The organism is Roseateles oligotrophus (genome assembly GCF_014204525.1).
Classification (GTDB): domain Bacteria; phylum Pseudomonadota; class Gammaproteobacteria; order Burkholderiales; family Burkholderiaceae_C; genus Paucibacter_A; species Paucibacter_A oligotrophus_A.
The window spans coordinates 91,041-109,926 of the sequence record NZ_JACHLP010000012.1 but is presented as its reverse complement, the minus strand read 5'-3'; the positions used below and the strand labels follow the sequence as shown (position 1 = coordinate 109,926).

At 68.5% G+C, this 18,886-nt stretch carries 15 protein-coding genes; 9 read left to right on the top strand and 6 right to left on the bottom strand.

The window, feature by feature from the left end:
• Positions 1-128: 128 nt before the first annotated feature.
• Genes HNP55_RS22270 through HNP55_RS22260 form a run of 3 tightly spaced genes read left to right on the top strand, consistent with a single transcriptional unit; the run spans position 129 to position 5,452 of the window.
• Positions 129-3,260, top strand: coding sequence for a response regulator (locus HNP55_RS22270; protein WP_184304335.1), 3,132 nt, complete (start codon positions 129-131; stop codon positions 3,258-3,260).
• Positions 3,253-4,116, top strand: a complete 864-nt coding sequence (locus tag HNP55_RS22265; RefSeq protein ID WP_184304333.1) for a CheR family methyltransferase — start codon at positions 3,253-3,255, stop codon at positions 4,114-4,116. Before HNP55_RS22270 ends, HNP55_RS22265 begins: the two co-directional genes overlap by 8 nt.
• A 43-nt stretch (positions 4,117-4,159) precedes the next feature.
• Positions 4,160-5,452: a response regulator gene (locus HNP55_RS22260; protein ID WP_184304331.1), complete on the top strand. Its 1,293-nt coding sequence runs from the start codon at positions 4,160-4,162 to the stop codon at positions 5,450-5,452.
• Here the strand turns inward: HNP55_RS22260 and HNP55_RS22255 are convergent, their stop codons facing one another.
• The 3 genes from HNP55_RS22255 to HNP55_RS22245 form a co-directional block, all read right to left on the bottom strand.
• Positions 5,453-6,583, bottom strand: coding sequence for an acyl-CoA dehydrogenase family protein (locus HNP55_RS22255; protein WP_184304329.1), 1,131 nt, complete (start codon positions 6,581-6,583; stop codon positions 5,453-5,455).
• Between the two features lie 51 nt (positions 6,584-6,634).
• A complete protein-coding gene (locus tag HNP55_RS22250) occupies positions 6,635-8,017 on the bottom strand; it encodes a hypothetical protein (RefSeq protein ID WP_184304327.1) in 1,383 nt (460 codons plus the stop codon).
• A 61-nt stretch (positions 8,018-8,078) separates the two neighbouring features.
• Positions 8,079-8,750, bottom strand: coding sequence for an SDR family oxidoreductase (locus tag HNP55_RS22245; protein WP_184304325.1), 672 nt, complete (start codon positions 8,748-8,750; stop codon positions 8,079-8,081).
• Positions 8,751-8,855: 105 nt separating this feature from the next.
• Between HNP55_RS22245 and HNP55_RS22240 the strand changes: the two genes are divergently transcribed.
• Together HNP55_RS22240 and HNP55_RS22235 are read left to right on the top strand one after the other, a co-directional pair.
• Positions 8,856-9,395 carry a sigma-70 family RNA polymerase sigma factor gene (locus HNP55_RS22240; RefSeq protein ID WP_348648746.1) on the top strand — a complete coding sequence of 180 codons (540 nt, stop codon included), beginning with the start codon at positions 8,856-8,858 and terminating at the stop codon, positions 9,393-9,395.
• A complete protein-coding gene (locus tag HNP55_RS22235; protein WP_184304323.1) occupies positions 9,392-10,405 on the top strand; it encodes a FecR family protein in 1,014 nt (337 codons plus the stop codon). Before HNP55_RS22240 ends, HNP55_RS22235 begins: the two co-directional genes overlap by 4 nt.
• A gap of 39 nt (positions 10,406-10,444) precedes the next feature.
• Here the strand turns inward: HNP55_RS22235 and HNP55_RS22230 are convergent, their stop codons facing one another.
• A complete protein-coding gene (locus HNP55_RS22230; RefSeq protein WP_184304321.1) occupies positions 10,445-10,978 on the bottom strand; it encodes an REP-associated tyrosine transposase in 534 nt (177 codons plus the stop codon).
• Positions 10,979-11,159: 181 nt separating this feature from the next.
• Between HNP55_RS22230 and HNP55_RS22225 the strand changes: the two genes are divergently transcribed.
• Complete coding sequence (locus HNP55_RS22225) at positions 11,160-13,646, top strand: TonB-dependent siderophore receptor (RefSeq protein ID WP_221439739.1); 2,487 nt, start codon at positions 11,160-11,162, stop codon at positions 13,644-13,646.
• 348 nt (positions 13,647-13,994) lie between these two features.
• On the opposite strand, the gene HNP55_RS22220 is transcribed toward HNP55_RS22225, so the two are convergent.
• Together HNP55_RS22220 and HNP55_RS22215 are read right to left on the bottom strand one after the other, a co-directional pair.
• On the bottom strand, positions 13,995-14,447 hold the full coding sequence (locus tag HNP55_RS22220; RefSeq protein WP_184304317.1) for a TA system VapC family ribonuclease toxin: 453 nt from the start codon (positions 14,445-14,447) through the stop codon (positions 13,995-13,997).
• Positions 14,444-14,686 carry a CopG family transcriptional regulator gene (locus HNP55_RS22215; protein WP_184304315.1) on the bottom strand — a complete coding sequence of 81 codons (243 nt, stop codon included), beginning with the start codon at positions 14,684-14,686 and terminating at the stop codon, positions 14,444-14,446. The genes HNP55_RS22220 and HNP55_RS22215 overlap by 4 nt, the downstream gene beginning before the upstream one ends.
• 146 nt (positions 14,687-14,832) lie before the next feature.
• On the opposite strand from HNP55_RS22215, the gene HNP55_RS22210 reads away from it, so the two are divergent.
• From HNP55_RS22210 to HNP55_RS22200, 3 genes are all read left to right on the top strand, one after another.
• Complete coding sequence (locus tag HNP55_RS22210) at positions 14,833-15,372, top strand: sigma-70 family RNA polymerase sigma factor (RefSeq protein ID WP_184304313.1); 540 nt, start codon at positions 14,833-14,835, stop codon at positions 15,370-15,372.
• Positions 15,369-16,328: a FecR domain-containing protein gene (locus tag HNP55_RS22205; RefSeq protein ID WP_246448594.1), complete on the top strand. Its 960-nt coding sequence runs from the start codon at positions 15,369-15,371 to the stop codon at positions 16,326-16,328. Before HNP55_RS22210 ends, HNP55_RS22205 begins: the two co-directional genes overlap by 4 nt.
• Before the next feature lie 88 nt (positions 16,329-16,416).
• Positions 16,417-18,849 carry a TonB-dependent siderophore receptor gene (locus tag HNP55_RS22200; RefSeq protein WP_184304308.1) on the top strand — a complete coding sequence of 811 codons (2,433 nt, stop codon included), beginning with the start codon at positions 16,417-16,419 and terminating at the stop codon, positions 18,847-18,849.
• Positions 18,850-18,886 lie beyond the last annotated feature (37 nt).

Sequence of the window (18,886 nt, the reverse complement as noted above, 5' to 3'; positions counted from 1 at the left end):
ATTTCCGCCCATCGGGCGCGGCTCGCACAAGCCTGAGCGGCCCAGCCCCCAGGGCATGAAGCGTTAGAGTAGAGCCGGGACGGCGCGTCGCATCGCACGGCGGCTGTGAATTGCATGGAGACCCCGGTATGGCGAGTGACAAGCTCTCGTTCAAGGCACAGCTCTTCGGCCTGCTGGCCTTGCTGCTCTTGCTGATGGCCAGCTCGGTCGGCGTGGCCCTGCGCTACCTCGATGTGCAGAACGAAAAGAACGACTACATCACCGATGTGGTGGCCGAGCGCGTCATCGTGGCCGAGCAATGGATCACCAGCTTGCTGGAGTCGGCCCGCCACATCCGCAACACCTTGATCCTGGACGAGCCGGCCCTGATCGGCAAGGAGCTGGTCGGGCTGCGTGAAGAGATCCAGGAGCGCAAAGACCATCTGGCGGAGCTGAAGAGGCTCAGCAACGATGTGGCTTCACGGCGCTTGTTCGAGCAGATCATTAGCGCACGCGAGATCTACCTGCCGCTGGAACAGGATTTCGCCCGGCTGATCGATACCGGCCAGTTCAAGGCGGCCAAAACGCAGTTGCTGACGACGGCGCGCCCGGCCCAGCTGGCCTATCTCGACCGGCTCTACAAATACATAGAACCGGCCCGTGAGCAAATGCGCAAGGCCGCCGCGGCCTCCACCGCCGAGATGGAGAGCGTGCGCCGCCAGGTCCTGGGCCTGGGCGTCTTGACGGTCTTGTTCGCCGGCCTGATCGGCTGGCGGGTAACGCGCAATATGCTGAGACAACTCGGCGGTGAACCGCAAGCCGCCGTGGCCTTTGCCAACCGCATCGCGCAGGGCGAACACCATCTGGAGGCACCGCTCGCGCGGGCCGACCAGCACAGCCTGATGCACGCGCTGAACGCGATGGCACGGGCCTTGACGCACAACCATCTGGCCAAGGAACGCAGCGACTGGATCAAGACCGGCCTGGCCGAGCTGAACCTGATCACCCGCCGCGAGCTGCCGCCGCAGGAGCTGGGGCAGGCAGTCTTGCGCTACGCGATGCACAGGCTGCAAGCCGTGGTGGGCGCCCTGTACTTCTACCAGGCCGGCAGTCAGGACTTGCAGCGGGTGGCGGCCGAGGGCTTGCTGGACGAGCCGGGCCAGAGCCGGCGCTTCCCGCTCGGCCAGGGCCTGGTGGGCGGGGCGGCCCAGAATGCCGAGCTGCAGCACATCAGCCCCCTGCCCGCGGGCTATCTGCGCGCCAGCTCGGGCACCGGCGAGGCCGCGCCCGCCGCCTTGCTGCTGCTGCCCCTGTTCGATGCCGGTGGCCTGATCGGCCTGCTGGAGCTGGGCGCCTTCCAAGGCTTTGACGAGATGGCGCTGGAGTTCAGCGAACTGGCCCGCGAGGGCATAGGCCTGGGCCTGGGCTCGGCCCTGTCCCGCCAGCGCACCCACGAGCTGCTGGCCACCACACAGGCGCAGAGCGAGGAGCTGCAAAGCCAGCAAGAGGAGCTGGAGCAGAACAACCAGGAGCTGCAAGCCCATGCTCAGGCCCTGGAGTCGCAGCGGCGCGAACTCGATCTGCGCAATGCCGAGCTGGGCGACAGCAGCCGTGAGCTGGAACGGCGAGCGCAGGAGCTGGAACAGGTCAGCCGCTACAAGTCCGAATTCCTGGCCAATATGTCGCACGAGCTGCGCACGCCGCTGAACAGCATGCTGATGCTGTCGGCCCTGCTGCAGGACGACCGCGAGCAATGTCTGAGCGAGAAGCAGAGCAAGTTCGCCGGCGCCATCCATGCCGCCGGCCAGGACTTGCTGAGCCTGATCAACGACATCCTCGACCTCTCCAAGATCGAGGCCGGCCAGGTCGAATACCTGTTCGAGCCCCACACGCTGGACGAGCTGATCGAACCGCTGCGCCAGATGTTCACACCCCTGGCCCAGCAAAAAGGCCTGCGCCTGGACTTCAGCCTGGCACCGGCCCTGCCCAGCCCGCTGCGGCTCGACCTGCGCCGCACCCAGCAGGTGCTGAAGAACCTGCTCTCCAATGCCATCAAGTTCACCCAGCAAGGCCAGGTCGAACTCAAGCTCCAGGCCCTGACGGCCGCCGACAGCCCGCTGGGCCAGGCCACGCTGGCCCTGGCCGTTAGCGACAGCGGCATCGGCATCGCGGCCGACAAGCAAGCCCTGGTGTTCGAGGCCTTCAAGCAGGCGGACGGCAGCATCAGCCGCAGCTATGGCGGCACCGGCCTGGGCCTGTCGATCTCGCGCCAGCTTGCGCAGGGCTTGCAAGGGCAGCTGAACCTGCTCAGCCAAATCGGCCAGGGCAGCACCTTCACCCTGCTGCTGCCGCTGGAACCCAGGGCCGGCGCCGCGGTAGATCCGCCGCCCCCGGCCAGCTCCAGCCCGGCGGCCGGCGCGCGCCTGCTGATCGTGGAAGACCACCCGACCGAGGCCTATGCCTTGAGCGAGCTGCTGAGCGGGCCCGGCATGCAGATCGACATCGCCAGCTCGGGCCGGCAGGCGCTGGACCGCTTGCAGCAAGCCCGCTACGACGCCCTGGTGCTGGACCTGGGCCTGGGCGATATGCGCGGCGAAGACCTGCTGCAGCAGATCCGCCAGCAACACAGCAGCGCCAGCCTGCCGGTGCTGGTGCACTCGGGCCGCCAGCCCACGCCCAGCCAGGAGCGCAGCCTGCGCCATCTGGCCCAGGCCCTGATCGTCAAGGGTGACCACAGCCCGGCCCGCGTCCGCCAGGACCTGCAAGCCCTGCTGGCCCAGCGCCCTCCGCCGGCCGACCAGGCCGCCGGCAGCAGCGCCCCAGCCGCCCCCGCAGCGACGGCATTGGCCGCAGAAATCAGCAGCCTGCGAGGCCGCACCGTGCTGCTGGCGGACGACGATATGCGCAATGTGTTCGCCATCGGCAGCTTGCTGAGCTACCACGGCGTGCGCCTGATCGAGGCCGAGAACGGGCACGAGGCCCTGAGCCTGCTGAGCGCCAACCCGCAGATCGAGCTGATCCTGATGGACATCATGATGCCGGAGATGGACGGCTACGCCGCCATGCGCGCCATCCGGGCCCTGGGCCCGGGCAGTGCCCACCCCGAGCAAGCCCGCCTGCCCATCATCGCCATGACGGCCAAGACCATGCCGGGCGACCGTGAGGCCTGCCTGGCCGCAGGCGCCAGCGACTACATCGCCAAGCCGCTGGACAAGGAGCAGCTGCTGTCCATGATGCAGGTCTGGCTAGGCCCCAGCCCGGCGCGCGCGAACGATGATTGAGCCCCGCCAAACCGGCGAACAGCAGGCCCTCAACGAGCTGGAGCTGATCGAGCTGGACCTGCTGGTTCAGGGCCTGTACCGGGCGCACCGGGTGGATCTGCGCTCCTACGCGACGGCCTCGCTGCAACGGCGCCTGCGGCGCTGGCTGGCCCTGCAAGGCCTGCCCAGCTTCTCCGCCGCGCTGCATCCCTTGCTGCGCGACGCTGCCCTGGTCCAGAGCCTGCTGCAACAGGTCACCGTGGGTGTGACCGAGATGTTCCGCGACCCCGCCGTGTTTCTGCGTCTGCGCGGCGAGGTCTTGCCGCATCTGGCCACCTCGCTGGCCATCAAGGTCTGGCATGCCGGCTGCGCCAGCGGCGAGGAGGCGTTCTCGATGGCCATCCTGCTGCGCGAGGCCGGCTTGGAGGCGCGCAGCCGCATCTACGGCACCGACATCAACGAGGCCGCGCTGGCGCGGGCCCGCCAGGGCGCGTACGCGGTCGAGAGCCTGCGTCTGGCCACCCGCAACTACCAGGCCAGCGGCGGCAAGCTGTCCTTCGGCGACTATTACCGCGTCGACCAAGGCCTGGCCTGGATGGACCCCAGCCTGAAGCAAGGCATGGTGTTCGCCAACCACAACGCCGTCGGCGATGCGGACTTCGGCGAGATGGACCTGATCCTCTGCCGCAATCTGCTGATCTACTACGACCGCGAGGCCAAGTCCCATTGCTTCAAGCTGCTGGACCGCAGCCTGCGCGTCGGCGGCTTCCTGGTCTTGGGCGCGCAGGAGACGCTGGAGCTGCAAAGCATCGCCGACCGCTACCAGGAATTGAGCCTGGGCTCACGCATCTACTGCAAGACGGCGGCCGCAGGCTAGACTGCAAAATGCCGCAAATCGCAGGCCTTGCCCACTCTTGCAAATGACTCAAGCCGAGGAATTGGTGCCCATCCTGGTCGTCGACGACCAAGCCAGCAATCTGCTGACGATGAAAAGCCTGCTCGAGAGCATGGGCCTGCCCCTGCAGGTGGTGAGCGCCGAAGACGGCAACCGCGCCCTGCGCCTGTGCCTGCAACAGCCATTCGCGCTGATTCTGCTCGATGTGCAGATGCCCGGCATGAATGGCTACGAGGTGGCCGAGCTGCTGCGCAGCCACCCCAAGACCGGCACGCTGCCGATTATTTTTGTCACCGCCGGCCTGACCAACACGCCCCATGTGATCCGGGGTTATGAATCGGGTGCGGTGGACTATCTGCCCAAACCCCTGGACCGCCATCTGCTGACCAGCAAGGTCAGGGTGTTTACCGAGCTATTCCAGCAGCGCCGCCAGCTGGAACGCCACGAAGAACATCTGGAGGCCGAGGTGAGGCGCCGCAGCGCCGAGCTGCTGGCCCTCAACACCGAGCTGGAGCAGCGGGTGGAAGAACGCAGCCAGCAGCTCCAGCAGGCCTTGCTGCGAGTGGTTGAGGCCGAGCAGCATGCGGCGCTTGGCCGCCTGGTGGCCGGCATCGCGCACGAGATGAACACGCCGATCGGCAATATCCTGCTGGGCGCCACCACCCTCAGTGCCGAGCTGGCACGGCTGGGCAGCCTGCTCAAGGCCGACAAGGTGTCGCGCCAGGAGCTGCTGGCCCTGGGCGAGCAAGGCCACAGCGCGGCGCTGATGATAGAAGCCAACGCCTCCCGGGCGGCGGCCCTGGTGAGCAATTTCAAGGAGCTGGGCTCGCTGTCCAGGCCCGAGGCCCCGGCTCAGTTCGATCTGGCTGGCACGCTCGAAAGCTGCTTGCTGGACATGAGTTCCCAGCTGCAAGCCGCCCGGGTGCAGCTGCAGCTCGACATCAAGGCCGGCAGTGGCATCGGCTTCCCCGAGGCGCTGCGCCGCATCGTCACCATCCTGGTCAACAACTCGCTGGTGCATGCCTTCAAGCACCAGGCCCAGCCCTGCATACGCCTGCAGGCCCAGCTCACGAGCGACCAGCTGCTGCTCGGCTACAGCGACAACGGCTGCGGCGTCAACCCGGCCAATCTGCCCCGGCTCTTCGACCCCTTCTTCACCACCCGGCTGGGCCAGGGCGGCTCGGGCCTGGGCCTGAGCATCGTGCGCAAGCTGGCGGTGGAGCAGATGAAGGGCGAGGTCCGCGCCAGCGCCCCGGCGGGCGAGGGCCTGCGGCTGGACTTCCGCTGGCCGCTGGGCCAGGCGGAGATGCCGGTCTGATCAAGCCAGCGCGCGGCCGATCAAAATCTTCTGCACCTCGGACGTGCCCTCGTAGATCTGGCAGACCCGCACATCGCGGTAGATGCGCTCCACCGGGAAGTCGCTCAGATAGCCATAGCCACCGTGAATCTGGATCGCCTCGGAGCAGACGCGCTCGGCCATCTCGGTGGCGAAGAGCTTGGCCATGGCGGCCTCTTTCAGGCAGGGCAGGCCGGCATCCTTGAGCGCGGCGGCATGCCAGATCAGCTGGCGGGCGGCCTCGATCTGGGTGGCCATCTCGGCCAGCTTGAACTGCATGGCCTGGTGATTGAAGATGGGCTGGCCGAAGGTGACACGGTCCTTGCTGTAGCGCAATGCCGCTTCAAAGGCGGCGCGCGCCATGCCCACGGCCTGCGAGGCGATGCCGATGCGGCCGCCCTCCAGTCCGGAGAGCGCGATCTTCAGGCCCTGGCCTTCTTCGCCCAGGCGGTTGGCGGCCGGCACACGGCAGTTCTCGAACACGATCTGGGCCGTGTCGCTGGCATGCTGGCCCATTTTTTCTTCGACGCGGGCCACCACATAACCCGGCGTGTTGGTGGGCACGACGAAAGCGCTGATACCTTTCTTGCCGGCGGCCTTGTCGGTCACCGCCATGACGATGGCCACATCGCCATGCTTGCCGCTGGTGATGAATTGCTTGACGCCGTTCAGCACATAGTCCTCGCCCTCGCGCACCGCCGTGGTCTTCAGGCCGCCCGCCTCCGAGCCCACATGGGGCTCGGTCAGACAGAAGGCGCCCAGCATCTCGCCGCGTGCCAGCGGGCGCAGAAACTGCTGCTTCTGCGCCTCGTTGGCAAAGGCCATCAGGATGGAGCAGACCGGGCAGTTGTTGACGCTGACCACGGTGGAGGTGGCGCCGTCGCCGGCGCCGATTTCCTCCAGGATGATGCTGAGCGCCAGATAGTCCAGGCCCGCGCCGTCGTACTCGGTGGGCACGGCCACGCCGTAGCAGCCCAGCTCGGCCAAACCCTTCAGTTCAGCGGCCGGGAAATGATGGGTCTTGTCCCACTCGGCCGCCTTGGGGGCGATCTGGTCTTGCACATAGGCGCGCACGGCGTCTTGGACGGCGCGGTGGTCTTCGGAGAGGATCATGGAGAGTCCTTGTTCTGGGTCGAATGATGAAATCAAAAAGTAAGTAGCCTCTCACCCCACCAAGGGGCACCGTTGAGCGGCTGCGGGCGCGCCGTCCTTGGCCGCGCGGCCCCAGGAGTGCAAGGTGAAACCAAGGCCGTCGACATTGAGCCGCAGGCGCTCACGCTGGCCTGGCGTCAGCCCCTGTTGCTGGCTCAGCCAACTCGCTCTCTGGGCGGGCGGCACGCCTTGCTGGGCCAGGGCCAGCGCTAGTTGCGCCGCCCGGTGCTCCAGCAAAAGATCGGCCTGCCGAGCCGGGTAGCTGGCATAGCCCATCTGGCCCACATCCAGCAGGATCTGCCCGATCGGATTGCGCCAGGGCAGATTGAAAAGCGAGAACTCGGCCTGGCTCTGCGCCTGCAGTTCCAGCGCTTGCAGCAAGGCTTCCGGCCCGGCCTTGGCCGCTTGCTGGCGCGCCAACCAGCGCGCATCGCTGGCCTGGATGAGGGCCTGCGGCATCAGGCCGAACTGGCAGCGCGTGCGCTGGATGAGCCCCGCCTCGGCTTGCAAGCTCGGCGCCTCGACGCGACCACACAAAGCCCCCAGTTCTTGAAACAACTGGGCGGCGAAGAATGACTCAGCCGCCATCCAGGCCCCGGCGTCCTTCGCTCGTGCAGGCAAGGGGCCTAACTCTGCCGCCAACTGCGGGGCGAGCGCCGCCTGGGCCGCCAACAGCGCCGTCAAAAAGCGCAAACGCTGGCTCTCGATCCGCCAGGCCACCGCCGTGGACTGCAGACTTTGACTGCCCTGCAGCTGGGCATGGCTCAGGGCGCGGTAGCGGCCCAGGGCTTGGCTCAGCGCGGCGGCTTGGCCCGCCTGCTGCGACCGGGAGGCCAGCACAGCTTGCAGCTCCAAACCGCGTACGCAGGCTTGCAGGCCCTGCAAATGCAGCGCCACCGGCAGCGCGGCATATTGATCAGACAAGGTTTGGATCAGCGCTCGCGCTGGTTGCACCGGCTCCTGCAGGGTCTTGCGCCCCTCGGCCAGCGCATCCGCCAGCTCGGCACAACGCTGCAGCAAGGGCGCCTGCCGCTGCAGGCTCTGGCGCAGGGCGGGCACCTCACCCTGCCACAAGGCCAGGCAATCTTGCCGGTCCCAACGACAGGCCCACAACGCGTCGCCAACCTCGGGCTTCAACTCGGGCACGCTGGCCTTGGGCTCGGCCTGACCCGCCCACAAGGCCTGGCCCTGGACCGAGGGCGATTGCTGCGAGCCCACGAACAGGCCCGTCAGATCAAAAAACACATTCGCCTCGGCAACCCCGATCGACGTCGAGGGCTGCAGGCTGGGCGGGCGCGGCTGGGGCCGCGCATCCACCCAGCGGTTATTGCTGGCCAGCCATGCCAAGACCAGCAGGGCCAGCAACAAGCTCAGACCCGCCAAGAACAAGAACATCCTTCGAACCGCTTGCTTCAAACGCCTGCCCTTCTCTCTTATTGCTGGATCGACTGCGGCCTCACCAAGCCAAGGCCTGCCCCTCGTAATCGAGGAAAGCGCCATTGTCTGCCGGGCTCAAGCCGGCCAGCGTCGCCCGCATGCCGGCCACGCTGGTCTGCACATCGATATCGGCGTCCTCGCCGCCCATCTCGGTGCGCACCCAGCCGGGGTGCAGGCTGAGGCAGATGGCGCGGCCTTGCAGTTCCAGGGCCACGTCTTTCAGATAGGAGTTGAGCGCCGCCTTGGAGGCGCGGTAAAGGCTGCTGCCCTTGCCGCTGCGCAAGCCCATGGAGCCCATGCGCGAAGACAGCAGGGCCAGCCTGGCCTGGGGCGCCAGCGCGTCCAGCAGCTGCGGCACGACCCGCATGGGGCCCAGCACATTGGTCTGCATCACCTGGGCGAACTCGGCCTCGGTGGGCAGTTGGCGGATATGGGCCGTGCGCGGGCCGAAGACGCCGGCCACCACGGCCACCTCGTCGAATTGATAGCCATCAATCTGCCAGGCCAGGCCGGACACGCTGGCCGCATCGCTGACATCCAGCTGCAAAGCCACGGCGCCCAACTCGCGCAGGCGCTGCAAGCCGGCCTCGTCGCGGGCGGTGGCAACCACCCGGGCGCCGGCCGCACGGGCCTGCCTGACCCACTCCAAACCGATGCCCCGCGAGGCGCCCACCACCAAAACACCAGCCATCGTCCGTCCTTTTGCCGCCCCATGCCGCGGGGCCAATTCTGCCCCAGGCCCGTGCATCCATTTCGTTAGAATGAGAACCATTCTTATTTGAACCAGATGCCCGCCGTGTCGCCTGTTCTCGCCCCTACCCCGCCCGCTGCCGCCCTGGGGCCGCAGCTCGGCCAGCTGTATGCCCAGCACCATGGCTGGCTGCTGGCCTGGCTGCGCGGCCGGCTGCGGGGCGACGGCCAGCAGGCGGCCGATCTGGCGCAAGACACTTTCATGCGCCTGCTGCTGGCGCGCGATGCCCTGGACACGCTGGCCGGCCTGCAAACGCCGCGCGCCTGGCTGTGCACCACCGCCCGCCACCTGCTGGTGGACCGGGCGCGGCGCCAGGCCATCGAGCTGGCCTATCTGCAGGCGCTGAGCCAGGCCAACACCCAGCACTATCAGCCCTCGCCCGAGCAAGAGCTGATCGCCGTGCAGACCCTGGCGCAGATAGGCGCCGCCCTGGAAGGCGCCGCGCCCAAGGCCGGCCAGGCCTTTGTGCTGCACTATCTGGAGGGGCTCACCCAGCAGCAGGTGGCGGCGCGCCTGGGCGTGTCCGGCCGCATGGTGCAGAAATACCTGGTGCAGGTGCTGAGCCGCTGCGCCCTGGCGGCATGAAGCAGCAGCAACAGCCCCTGTCAGACGCCGCCATCGCCGAGCAAGCCGCCCAATGGGTGGCCAGGCTGACGGCCGACGACCCCGCCGAACAGGCCCGCGCCCGGGCCGGCTTTGCCAGCTGGCAGGCCGCCGACGCCCGCCATGCCCGCGCCGGCGCCGCCCTGCAAGCCCTGCTGGGGCAGTTGGCCCAGACCCCGCCGGCCGCCGCCGGCCGCTGCCTGCAAGCCGGTGCGCTGGCGGCCCGGGCCGCCGGGCGCAGCAGGCGCCAGCATGCCGGCGCCACCGCCCTGGCGCTGGCCCTGCTGCTGGCCCTGCCGAGCTGGCTGGCGCTGCAAGCCTGGCCTGCGGCCTGGTTGCTGGCCGACCTGCGCACCGGCCACGGCCAATGGAGCGAGCAGCGCCTGGCCGACGGCAGCCTGCTGCGCCTGAACGGCGGCAGCGCCGTCAGCCTGCACTTCGACGACCAGCGCCGCGTGATCGAGCTGGCACAGGGCGAGCTGCTGATCGACGTGGCGTCCGACCCCCAGCGGCCCCTGCTGGTGCGCACGCCGCAGGGCGAGATCCGCGCCCTGGGCACGCGCTTCGTGGTCAGCCGGCAAGGCGCGGAGGCGACCGAGCTGAGCATGCTGGAGTCCCGCACGGCCGTGCGCGCCAGCGGCACCACATCGGAACAAGTCGTTATGGCCGGCCAGGCCTTGCGCATCGAAGCCGGCCGCAGCTGCACGCTCACGCCCATTGACGCCGCCGCCGTCGAGGCTGCCTGGCAGGGCCGCCAGCTGGTGGTCAACGAACGGCCGTTGGCCGAGGTGCTGGACACCCTGGCCCGCCACCGCCCCGGCCTGCTGCGCTACGACCGCGCCGCCATCGAAGGCCTACGCGTCAGCGCCGTGCTGCCGCTGGACCAGCCCGAACAAGCCCTGCGCCTGCTGGTCACCAGCTTCCCGCAGCTGCGCATGCGCAGCACGCTGGCGGGCTGGGTGATGTGGGTGGATGTGGGGGAGCTGCCGTGACGGGTAGGTCGGGTTAGCGCAGCGTAACCCGACATTCCCTCAGCGCCGCACCAGCCGACAGTCTCTATCACCCTGCCCCCAATCCGCCGGATACACCCCCGCAGCCACATAGCGGCCAAAGCTGGACCACGGCCAGTCGCCCGCAGCACTGGCCAAGCCGTGTTTCACGGGGTTGTAGTGGATGTAGTCGATATGGCGGGCTAGGTCTGCCTCGTCGCGCAGCACATGCTCCCAAAAACGTTGCTGCCAAATGGCTTGCTGGCCCTTTGCAAGACGGGCCGGACTGGGTGCTTCCAACAATGCAGGTGGGCAATGTTTGGTGAACCACGTTTTGATGAGTCGCCAGCGGGTTGAAAAGTCGGCGTCCTGCGCAGGCAGGGTCCAAATGCAGTGCAGATGATCGGGCAGAACCGCAATGGCATCCAGGGCGTAGGGGCGGCTTTGGCGCACCGTTTTAAACGCCTGCCGCAACACCGCGACCGCCTCGGCCGAAGCCAGAACAGGCCGCCGTCCCTCGATCACCACGGTAAAGAACAGCGTGCCGCCGGGAGCAAAGGCGCGTCGGTATTGCATGGGTGATTTACCAGGGAGTTGTCGGGTTACGCTGCGCTAACCCGACCTACGGCGGCTGTCCATCTGTTCAATATACGCCCAGCCCCTGAATAAATTTTCACCCCCCGGTTCCACAAATCCTTTCTCGCCCGTCATGCACAGGAGATCAACACCACCGGGCGCCCGAGCGCCTCCATTTCCCATGCCTGTGACTTTGAGAAATACCCGCCTCCGCCTGCATCCCGTCGCTCTGGCCCTGGCCTTGGCCAGCTGGGCCGGCAGCGGCCATGCCCAAACTGGCGCCGCGCCCCAGGCGGCCGTGCGCGTCTACAACATCCCGGCCGGCCCGCTGGCCGAGGCACTGAACCGCTTCGCCCAGGCGGCGGGCCTGTCCATCGCGGTGGATGCCGGCCGCCTCGCCGGCCTGCGCTCACCCGGCCTGAGCGGCAGCCACAGCCCGGCCAGCGGCTTTGCCGAACTACTGCGGGGCAGCGGCTACGAGGCGGCGCGCACCGAGGTGGGCTATGTGCTGCGCCCGGCCGGCCCCGCGCCCACGCCGGCCGCCACCGCAGCACCCGCAGCCGCGCCGGCCGCCCCGGCCATTGAGCCGGCGCTGCCGGTGGTACGCGCCCGGGTCCAGGCCTTGCGGGCCAGCAGCGAGGGCTCGGCCTCCTACACCGTGCCCATCACCAGCGCGGCCACCGGCCTGAGCCTGGGCCTGCGTGACACGCCGCAGTCCGTCACCGTGCTGACCCGCCAGCGCCTCGACGACCAGGGCGTGCTGGACCTGGGCCAGGCCCTGGCGCAAACACCCGGCGTGTCCACCAACCAGGGTGATACCGAGAGGGCCGACTACAGCGCGCGCGGCTTCGAGATCAACAACTTCCTGATCGACGGCGTGCCGGTGCGCTTCAGCGAGAGCTGGGGCTATGGCATCGCTGGCCTGGACATGGCCTTGTTCGACCGCGTCGAGGTGGTGCGCGGGGCGGCCGGCCTGCTGACCGGCTCGGGCGCGCCGGCCGCCGCCGTCAATCTGCTGCGCAAGCATGCCGACAGCAAGACGCTGGCCGGCGAACTGAGCCTGGGCCTGGGCAGCTGGGGCCTGCGCCGCGCCGAGGCCGATGTGAGCACGCCGCTGAGCGCCGACGGGCGCTGGCGCGCCCGCCTGGTGGCCACCCACCAGGAGCAGGAGTCCTACACCCGCATGTACTCGCGTAAGAAGACTGCCCTGTATGGCGTGGTCGATGTCGATCTGAGCCCCGGCACACGCCTCAGCCTGGGTCTGGACTGGCGCCAGACCGCACCGCGCGGCGTGGTCTGGGGCGGCACGCCGATGTGGTTCTCCGATGGCACGCCCATCCCGGTCGATCGCGGCGAAACCACGACGGCGGACTGGACCTTCTGGGACAACGGCATGCAAAGCGCCTTCGCCCAGCTTGAACAGCGCCTGGCCGGGGGCTGGAAGCTCAAGGCCAGCGCCACCCGCATCAAGGGCAACGTAGACGCCGTCCTGTTCTACGTCAGCGGCGCACCCGACAGGCTGACCGGCCTGGGCCTGGAGCCCGGCCCCAATCGCTACAAGGGCACAAGCAGCAGCGACACCCTGGACCTGCAGGCCAGCGGCCCCTTCTCGGCCTGGGGCCGGCGCCACGAGCTGATGCTGGGCGCCAATCTGGCGCGTGAGCAAAGCCGCAACAGCGGCCACGATTCCCTGACCAAACCCGCCGTGCCGACCGGGCCTTATCCGCAGTGGGACGGCCGCTATCCGCGCCCTGATTTTTCTGCCAGCCCCAGTTGGACCATGCTGCGCGAAGATCGGCTGGCCGCCGCCTATGCCGCCACGCGGCTGAGCCTGAGCGACTCGCTCAAGGCCGTGCTGGGCACCCGCCTGAGCAGCCAGAAGGTGCGGCGCGAGGAGTCGGGCGTCGTCTATCAGGATCATCACAAAGCCATCCTGACGCCTTATGCCGGCCTGGTGCAGGACCTGGGCGAGCAGGTTTCGGCCTACCTCAGCCACACCGCCATCTTCCAGCCGCAGACCGAGCGCGACTGGCAGGCGCGCACGCTCACACCCATACGCGGCAACAGCCAGGAGCTGGGCCTCAAGGGCGAGTTCCTGGACGGTGAGCTGAATGCCTCGCTGGCCCTGTTCCGCATCCAGCAAGACAACTTGGCCCAGCCCGACCCGCGCGGCAACATCCCCGGTGCGCAACCGGCCGAGCAGGCCTTTGTCGAGGCCCTGGGTGCGCGCACCCAGGGCGTGGAGGCCGAGATCAGCGGCCAGCTCGCGCCGCAGTGGCAGGCCTCGCTGGGCCTGGCGCATTTCAAGGCCAGCGATGCCAGCGGCCAGGCCATCAACACCCAGATGCCGCGCACCCAGCTCAAGCTCTTCACCAGCTACCGCCTGGGCGGCGCCCTGCAAGGCCTGACCCTGGGCGGCGGGCTGAACTGGCAGAGCCGCTTCTACGCGGGGGCGACTCATCCCTTGGGCCAGCAGGTGGAGGTCGAGCAACAAGCCTATGCCCTGCTCAATCTGATGGCCCGCTACGAGATCAACCGGCATTGGCAGGCCAGCCTGCACATCGACAATGCGCTGGACAAGACCTACCAGACGGGCTTGTTCAGCAGTGCCATACGCAAATGGGGCGAACCGCGTTCGCTGAATTTCTCGGCGTCTTACCGGTTCTGAGCCCGCGCACAAGGCCCGGAAGGGGCTTGTGGCTGGCGAAGGCCCAGACACGATACAAGTGGCTGGGCTGAGCCCGCGCACAAGGCCCGGAAGGGGCTTGTGGCTGGCGAAGGCCCAGACACGATACAAGTGGCTGGGCTGAGGCCGCACACAAGGCCCGGAAGGGGCTTGTGGCTGACGAAGGCCCAGCCACGATACAAGTGGCTGGGCTGAGGGAGCGCACAAGCAAGGTAGGTCGGGTTAGCGCCAGCGTAACCCGACGTTTCCGCGGCTTGTCGGGTTACGCTGCGCTAACCCGACCTACGGCAGAGCCCGCGCACAAAGGCCCGGAAGGGGCTTGTGGCTGGCTCAGCCGATCAAGCACAAAGCCTGCGCTCCCCCAGTCACGGCATCCACCACCAGGCGGCGATCAAACGAGGCGAGTTGGCCGCCGTGGGACTGGGCCAGGGCCAGCAGATAGCTGTCGGTGATCTGGGAGGAGTGCAGCAGGCGGCTGGCGGTTATGCGCGGCGCATCCAGCAGGCTCAGCTCGTCGGCCCAGAAGCGATGGCCAGGCAGGGCGCGCAGCCCGGCCAGCAGCGGCAGCACGGCCGCCGGCGTGCCCGGCGAGCCCGGGTAGCGCGGGTGGCCGACGATGCGCAGCAAGCCGTTCTCGGTCAGCGGGCAGGTGGCGAAGGCAGGGCTGCCCTGCTGCTCAAACCAGGCATGGGCCGCGTCGTGCTGCACATGGGCGGGGTCCACCAGGGCGATCAGCACATTCACATCCAGCAGATAGGCCTTGGCCGGCTTGCCTGCCTTCACAGCAGTTCCTCGCGCAACTGGTTCACCAGCTCCGGGGTCACCGGCAGGGCCTGCGCCTTGCGCGCCAGCAAGGGAATGCCGTTGCGCGCCGCCGAGGCTGCAGCGCCCGCGCCGGGCTCAGGCTGCAAGGCCTTGCGAGCCAGGGCCGAGATCACCTCGCCCAAGGTTTTGCGTTCACGCTCGGCCATGCTTTTGGCCACCAGCAGCACATCGTCATCCAGGCTCAAGGTGGTTCGCATCACGGTCTCCCTGCACAACGCATCAAACATCAGATGCCAGAAATTCTAACGCGGAGCCGGCGAAAGTTCATGTGGCTCATTCAGATAGAATGCGACCCATTCTCATTTAACAAAGGTGCAGCGCACCGCTTTCCGGGGTGTCTGCCGTGCCAACCGTCCTCGCCCAAGCTGTTGCCACCCCGGCCCCTGGGTCTCAACAGCTCGGCCAGCTGTATGCCCAGCACCATGGATGGTTGCTGGCCTGGTTGCGGCGCAAGTTGGGCGATGCGCATCAGGCGGCCGATCTGGCACAGGACACTTTTGTGCGCCTGCTGCTCAGCCCCGCCGCCCTGCCTGCCCTGCCCGAGCTGCGCGAGCCGCGCGCCTACCTGAGCACCGTGGCCTCCCGGCTGCTGCTCAACCATTACCGGCGCCTGTCGCTGGAGCAGGCCTGGCTGGCCGCGCTGGCCCACAGCCCCGAGCCCCTGGCCGCCTCGCCCGAGCAGCGCCTGGCCCTGCTGCAAAGCCTGCAAGCCATCGATGCCCTGCTGGACGCCCTGCCGGCCAAGGTGCGCAGCGCCTTTTTGCTATCGCAGCTGGAGGGCCTGAGCTATGCCGAGATCGCCCTGCAGCTGGGCGTGACGGTGCGCAGCGTCAAGCGCTATATGGCCCAGGCTTTCGAGGAATGCCTGATGCTGGATTTATGAGCGCCGAGCCCGACGCACGCCCGCTGGACCGGGCCGTGGCCCGGGCGGCGGCGCAGTGGCTGATGCGCTTGCATGGCGGTGAGCTGAGCGGGGCCGAGCTGCAGGCCTGCGAACGCTGGCGCGCCGCTGACCCCGAGCATGAGCGGGCCTGGCAGCGCGCCCAGGCCCTAGCCCAGCGCCTGGGCCAGCTGCCGCGCGGCCCGGCGCTGGCGGCGCTGAACCGGCCACGCGGGGCCGGGCGCCCGGGGCGCCGCCAGGCGCTGGGCGGCCTGGTGGCCCTGCTGGCCGGCGCACCGGCGGCCTGGCTGCTGTGGCCCGAGACCAGCGGCGAATACAGCAGCGCCATCGGCCAGCGCCGCGAGCTGCGGCTGCCGGACGGCAGCCAGCTGCACCTCAATACCGACACGGCCATCACGCTGCACTTCGGCGCCAGCGAGCGCCGCATCGCGCTGCGCCGGGGCGAGATCCGGGTCGATACCGCCGCCGACCCCGGCCTGCAGCGCCCCTTCCTGGTGGACACGGCCCAGGGCCGGCTGCGGGCGCTGGGCACGCGCTTTCTGGTGCGCGAGTTGAGCGGGGCGCAAACCCTGCTGCTGGTGGAGCAGGGAGCGGTGGAAATCAGCCCCAGCCAGGGCGCTGTGCGCGTGCTGCAAGCCGGCCAGCAAAGTGTTTTCAGCAACGATGGCGCGCAGGCGCCGCAACCGGCCGCAGCCCAGGCGGCGGCCTGGACGCGCGGCCTGCTGTTCGCCCACGAGATGCGGCTGGACGAGTTCGCAGCCGAGCTGTCCCGCCACCGCCCCGGCCTCTTGCGCTGCGAGCCGGCTGTGGCCGGGCTGCGCATCAGCGGCGCCTTCCAGCTCGACCGCATCGACGCCGTGCTGGACGCCCTGCCCCTGACCCTGCCGCTGCGGGTCGTGCGGCGCACGCGCTGGTGGGTCACGCTGGCGGCACGCTAACTTTTTTCGCCGACGGCTGTCCCCTTTCTCTGTGCCCCCGTGTCATGGCTTGGAGTACCCACCATTTCACGAAAGCTCAGATCCCTTCATGTTTGCTTCCCTCCCTCATTCCCCGCGCACCCTGCGCCGCGGCTTGGCCCTGCTGAGCCTGAGCACCATCGCCCTGGCCGGCCAGCAAGCCCTGGCCCAGCAGCCCGCCGCCAATCAAAACATAGCTGTCAAAACACACAGCATCCCGGCCGGCCCGCTGGGCGAGGCGCTGGCCTTGTTCGCCGCCAGCGCGGGGGTGTCGGTGCAGCTGGACCCGACCCTGGTGGCGGGCCGGCGCGCGGCCGGCCTGAACGGCAGCTTCGCCCCGGCGGCCGGCTTTGCCCGCCTGCTGGAAGGCACGGGCCTGCAGGCGCTGGAGGCCGCACCCGCCGTCTACGTGCTGCGCGCCGCGCCGGCAGCGGTGTCGGCTACCGGCCCGGCCGCCGATGCGCCGGCCCTGCCGGTGGTGAGGGCTCGCGCCAACGCCCTGCAGGAAAGCGCCAACGGCCCGGTGCTGGGCTATGCCGCGAAGCGCAGCGCCACGGGCGGCAAGATGGATCAGGCGATCAGCGAGATTGCGCAGTCCGTTTCGGTGATCGCTGCGCATGAGTTGCAGGCCCGCGATGTGCAAAGCGTGCAGGAGGCGCTGCGCTACACGGCCGGGGTGTCCACCGAGCAGTACGGCTTCGAGAACCGGGGCTTCGACTGGTTTCTGATTCGCGGCTTCGGCACCCAGGCTGGCGGCAATTTCCGCGACGGGCTCAAGCTGGGCGATGTCTACGACCTGGTCATCGCCAATGAGACCTATGGCCTGGAGCGGGTCGAGATCCTGAAGGGCCCGTCCTCGGTGCTGTTCGGCCAGGGCGATGCCGGCGGCATCGTCAACCGCGTCAGCAAGCAGCCCGGCGCCGAGGCCTTGCGCGAGGTGGGCGTGCAACTGGGCACGTTCGGGCGCAAGCAATTGATGGCCGATGTGGGTGGCGCGCTGGACGAGGCCGGCCGGCTCAGCTACCGCCTGGTGGCCACCGGCCTGGACAGCGAATCGCAGACCCGCTACCCCAACGGTGCGGCCGTGGCCAACAAGCGCCTGTATGTGGCGCCCTCGCTGCTGTGGCAGGCCTCGGCCGACACCTCGCTGACCCTGCTGGCCGAGGCCATGGACAACCGCGCGGGCGACGATATCTGGTATCTCACCGGCGCCGATGGCGAGCCGAGCCATGTGCTCGAAGGCGAGCCGGCCTATAGCTGGCTGAAGAACAAGCACCAGTTGCTGGGCTATCAGCTGCGCCACCGCTTCAATCCCGAGTGGGAGCTGCGCCAGAACTTCCGCCAGGTCCATGCCAAGGGCAGCAAGCATCACTTCTGGACCCGTCGGGCGGAAGACGGCTACACCCAGAACCGCACGGCCGTGCTGCACCGAAACAACTTCGATCAAACCCAGCTGGACACCCAGCTCGAAGGCCGGCTGGCCCATGGCGCGTTGACGCACCGGCTGTTGCTGGGCCTGGACTGGAACGGTTTTCGCGGGCGCAGCCTCGGCTGGACGGCCGAGGCCCCGCCGCTGGACCTGCGCCAGCCCATCTATGGCCAGGCCATCCCCGAGCCCACGACACTTGATGGCGACGAGAGCCAACGCCGCCAGGACCTGGGCTTTTATGTGCAGGACCAGATCCAGCTCGGGCCGCAGTGGCTGCTCAACCTGGGCGGGCGCTGGGACCGCAGCAAGTCTCATGTCAAGGACCCCGTCTACCAGACCGATGTGCGCGTCGACGCGCGCGCCTTCTCCGGCCGTGTGGGCCTGAGCTACCGGCTGGCCGGCGGCGTCACGCCCTATGCCAGCTATGCCGAGTCCTTCCAGCCCGAGAGCGGCACGGCCTCCAACGGCAAGCCCTTTGTGCCCACTCTGGGCCGCCAGTTCGAGTTGGGGCTGAAGGTGGCGCCCGAGCACGGCCGCACGCTGTGGACGGTGGCGCTGTTCGAGCTGAGCAAGTCCAATGTCCTGACGCCGGACCGGGCCGACCCCAAGGAGCGCATGAAGCAGACCGGTGAAATCCGCTCGCGCGGCCTGGAGCTGGAAGCGCGCGGCGAGATCGCCCGGGGCCTGAGCCTGGTCGGCAACTATGCCTACAACAATGTGATCGTGACGCGCAGCGACGGCCCCGACCTGGGCAAGACGCCGATTCAGGTTCCCAAACACATGGCCTCGGCCTGGCTGGACTACAGCGGCTTCGGCGGCCAGCTGAATGGCCTGGGTCTGGCTGTGGGCTGGCGCCATGTGGGCGAGCGCCAGAACGATGCCAGCAACACCGCCGCGCCGCAGCCGGCCTACGATCTGGCCGACCTGTCCGTCTATTACGACCGCGGCGCCCTGCGCCTGGCCCTGAATGTGTCGAATGCGCTGAACAAGAAATATGTGCAGTCGCGCGCCTGGGGCTCGACCTATATGGGCATGGAACGCAACGCCACGCTCAGCGCCAAATACCGCTTCTGAACGGCGGCAAGCCAACTCGACCCAGGGAAGTGCAGCG